This is a genomic window from Pseudoroseomonas cervicalis ATCC 49957, from assembly GCF_000164635.1.
GTDB classification, from domain to species: domain Bacteria; phylum Pseudomonadota; class Alphaproteobacteria; order Acetobacterales; family Acetobacteraceae; genus Pseudoroseomonas; species Pseudoroseomonas cervicalis.
Genome location: NZ_GG770778.1, coordinates 707,199 through 710,242, shown reverse-complemented (window position 1 = coordinate 710,242; position 3,044 = coordinate 707,199). Strand labels below are relative to the sequence as shown.

General features: G+C 69.3%; 3 protein-coding genes. All 3 read left to right on the top strand.

Annotated features, from left to right (window positions below; genetic code table 11):
- Positions 1–319 precede the first annotated feature (319 nt).
- Genes HMPREF0731_RS10310 through HMPREF0731_RS10300 form a run of 3 tightly spaced genes read left to right on the top strand, consistent with a single transcriptional unit; the run spans position 320 to position 2,796 of the window.
- Positions 320–1,963 carry a fumarate hydratase gene (locus tag HMPREF0731_RS10310; protein ID WP_040612660.1) on the top strand — a complete coding sequence of 548 codons (1,644 nt, stop codon included), beginning with the start codon at positions 320–322 and terminating at the stop codon, positions 1,961–1,963.
- A gap of 5 nt (positions 1,964–1,968) precedes the next feature.
- Positions 1,969–2,388 carry a RidA family protein gene (locus HMPREF0731_RS10305; protein WP_007004048.1) on the top strand — a complete coding sequence of 140 codons (420 nt, stop codon included), beginning with the start codon at positions 1,969–1,971 and terminating at the stop codon, positions 2,386–2,388.
- Between the two features lie 3 nt (positions 2,389–2,391).
- Positions 2,392–2,796, top strand: a complete 405-nt coding sequence (locus tag HMPREF0731_RS10300) for a VOC family protein (protein ID WP_007004047.1) — start codon at positions 2,392–2,394, stop codon at positions 2,794–2,796.
- Positions 2,797–3,044: the final 248 nt, after the last annotated feature.

Sequence of the window (3,044 nt, the reverse complement as noted above, 5' to 3'; positions counted from 1 at the left end):
CGCCCCGGCCGAGCCCGAGGCCCCGGCGCAGATCGTCAGCCTCGACGCCTTCCGCCGCCGCCCCGCGCGCGACTGAGCCGGCACCCCGGGGCGCCGCCCCTGGTTGGTTTGCCCGCGCGGCTGCGCTACCACTGCCGGAACAGGACGCCGCCACGGAAGGCGGCGCCCGCATCTGCGCAGCCGGGGCCGCGGATCTGCCGCCGCGGGCCGGACTGCCGTTCTGCCGGAGCGTTCCATGTCCCCTGCCGACTCGGCTCCCGATTCCACCGCCGGCGCCGCCCCGCTGGCCGACACGCCGCTGGCCGACACCGATGCCGGCATGCCCGTCTCGCAGCGGCCGGAAAATTTCCGCTACAGCCCGATGCTGCCGCTGGGCGCGGACCAGACGCCTTACCGCAAGCTCGACATCGGCGGCGTGAAGGTGATCGAGGTCGAGGGCAAGAAGGTCCTCAAGGTCGCCCCGCACACGCTGGAGCAGCTGGCCTTCGCCGCCTGCAAGGAGGTCTCGCACTTCCTGCGCCCGGGCCACCTGGAGCAGCTGGCAAAAATCCTGAAGGACCCCGAGGCCAGCGCGAATGACCGCTTCGTGGCGCTCGACCTGCTGAAGAACGCCTCGATCTCGGCCGGCGGCGTGCTGCCCATGTGCCAGGACACCGGCACCGCCATCGTCTTCGGCAAGAAGGGCCAGCGCGTCTGGGTCGAGGGCGATGAGGAGGAGGCGCTCTCCTACGGCGTCCACCGCACCTACACCGAGACCAATCTGCGCTACTCGCAGATGGCGCCGCTCTCGATGTTCGAGGAGGTGAACACCGGCAACAACCTGCCCGTCCAGTTCGACATCTATGCCTCGCCCGGCGAGTACAAGGCCGACGAGTTCCACATGATGTTCGTCCTCAAGGGCGGCGGCTCGGCCAACAAGACTTTTCTTTTTCAGCAGACCCGCGCGGTGCTGAACAAGGACAAGCTCTTGAAATTCCTGGAAGAAAAAATCAAGACGCTGGGCACCTCGGCCTGCCCGCCCTATCACCTGGCGATCGTCATCGGCGGCACCTCGGCCGAGACGACGCTGAAGACGGTGAAGCTCGCCTCCACCCGCTATCTCGACGAGCTGCCGGCCACCGGCGACAAGTCCGGCCACGGCCTGCGCGACCGCGAGCTGGAGGCCGAGGTCCACAAGCTGACGCAGAATCTCGGCATCGGCGCGCAGTTCGGCGGCAAGTACTTTTGTCATGATGTCCGGGTCATCCGCCTGCCGCGGCATGGCGCCAGCCTTCCCATCGGCATCGGCGTCTCCTGCTCGGCCGACCGGCAGATCAAGGCCAAGATCACGCCCGAGGGCGTGTTCCTGGAGGCGCTGGAGCACGACCCGGCCCGCTTCCTGCCCGAGACCACGGACGAGATCCTGGGCGGCGAGGTGGTGAAGCTCGACCTCAACCGCCCCATGGACGAGATCCGCGCCGAGCTGTCGAAGCACCCGGTGAAGACCCGCGTCTCGCTGACCGGCACCATCGTCGTGGCGCGCGACATCGCCCATGCCAAGCTGCAGGAGCGGCTCGACCGCGGCGAGGGGCTGCCGCAATACCTGAAGGACCACCCGGTCTACTACGCCGGCCCGGCCAAGACGCCGGAGGGCCTGCCGACCGGCTCCTTCGGCCCCACCACCGCCGGGCGCATGGACAGCTATGTCGCCGCCTTCCAGGCCGCCGGCGGCTCCCTGGTGATGCTCGCCAAGGGCAACCGCTCCAAGGCCGTCACCAATGCCTGCAAGCAGCATGGCGGCTTCTATCTGGGCTCGGTCGGCGGCCCGGCGGCGCGGCTGGCGCAGGACTGCATCCGCAAGGTCGAGGTGCTGGAATATCCCGAGCTCGGCATGGAGGCGGTCTGGCGCATCGAGGTCGAGGATTTCCCCGCCTTCATCGTCGTCGACGACAAGGGCAACGACTTCTACGACGGGCTGGAGTGAGCGCGATGGATCGTCGCCTGATTTCCTCGGGCAGCCGCTTCGAGGAGGAGATCGGTTATTCCCGCGCCGTGGTGGCGGGCGACATGGTCTATGTCGCCGGCACCACCGGCTATGACTACGCCACCATGACCATCGCGGACGGCGTGGCCGAGCAGTGCGAGCAGGCCTTCCGCAACATCCAGGCGGCGCTGGAGCAGGCCGGCGCCAGCATGGACGATGTGGTGCGCGCCACCTTCATCGTGCCGCGGCGCGAGGATTGGGAGCCGTGCTGGCCGGTGACCCGGAAGTGGTTCGCCCGCGCCCGCCCCGCTTCCACCCTGCTGCATGCCGGGCTGCAGACGGATGCGATGCGCATCGAGATCGAGGTGACGGCGCGGCTGCGCGCCGCGCCGCAGGAGCCCGCCCGGGGCGAAGGGGGACAGTAAAACATGCGCTTCGCGGTCGATCGCCTGGACCATCTGGTCATCACCTGCCGGGATGTCGAGAAAAGCGCCTCCTGGTACCAGCGCGTCCTCGGCATGGACCGCGAGGCCTTCGGCGAGCAGCGCCGCACCGCGCTGAAATTCGGCGGGCAGAAGATCAACCTCCGCCCCGAGACGGCGACGCAGGAGGAATGGTTCACCGGCCCGGCGGCGGCGCCGGGCGGCCAGGATCTCTGCTTCGTCGTCGCCGTCACGGCGCAGGACGTCATCGCCCATCTGCACGAATGCGGCGTGACGGTGGAGCTGGGGCCGGTGCCCAAGGCCGGGGCGCTCGGCCCCATCAGCTCGGTCTATTGCCGCGACCCGGACGACAACCTGATCGAGATCGCGACCTACGGCCCGCGTGCCTGAGGCGGCGGGCGGGGATCACGAACACGATGTTACCCCGCCTTCGCCATAATCTGGCGCGGATCGGCACTATATTGGGGTGATCCAAGCCCAGGAGGGCGCCATGATGACACCGATCCGCTCCATGATCCTGGCCGGCGCCGCCGCGATGGCGCTGGTCGCCGCCGCCCCGTCGGCCGAGGCGCATGACTACTACCGCCGCGGCCCTGGCCCCGGCGCGGTGGCCGCCGGCATCATCGGCGGCCTGGCGG